The sequence below is a fragment of the Helicobacter monodelphidis genome (genome assembly GCF_003288845.1).
In the GTDB taxonomy this organism is placed as follows: Bacteria; Campylobacterota; Campylobacteria; order Campylobacterales; family Helicobacteraceae; genus NHYN01.
Genome location: NZ_NHYN01000118.1, coordinates 1 through 352 on the forward strand (window position 1 = coordinate 1; position 352 = coordinate 352).

A 352-nucleotide genomic window follows, 5' to 3' on the forward strand; every position below is an offset into this window, starting at 1 on the left:
ATAGTCAATGAGTTCTATAAACAATGATGTTAACAAATTTTTACACTTACTGAGTTCAAGCAAAGAAAATAGAGTAACACCTATTCAAAAAGTAGAAAAAGTGGGTGATAAAATCAAGTTCAGAGAAGATATTCACATCTTTGCAGAAGATGGACGATACTTTGCATTAGCCTTTAATTATTTAAGGGAAACAGATAAAATATTAGCACTTTACAATAGTAAAGATGATAGCATTAAATTTTTTATTGATTCAATACGAATCAAAGTGAATCTTACCAACATAAAGGAGGAAGAAAATGGAATTTTTAGAAATGTCATTGAGCGAATTAGAGGAGTGGTCAGAAAGGAGATT

1 protein-coding gene is annotated in these 352 nt (G+C 29.5%); it reads left to right on the forward strand.

The window, feature by feature from the left end:
• Positions 1-100 precede the first annotated feature (100 nt).
• Positions 101-352 (forward strand): hypothetical protein (locus CCZ01_RS10150; RefSeq protein WP_146745260.1); only part of this gene is annotated, 252 nt, incomplete at its 3' end.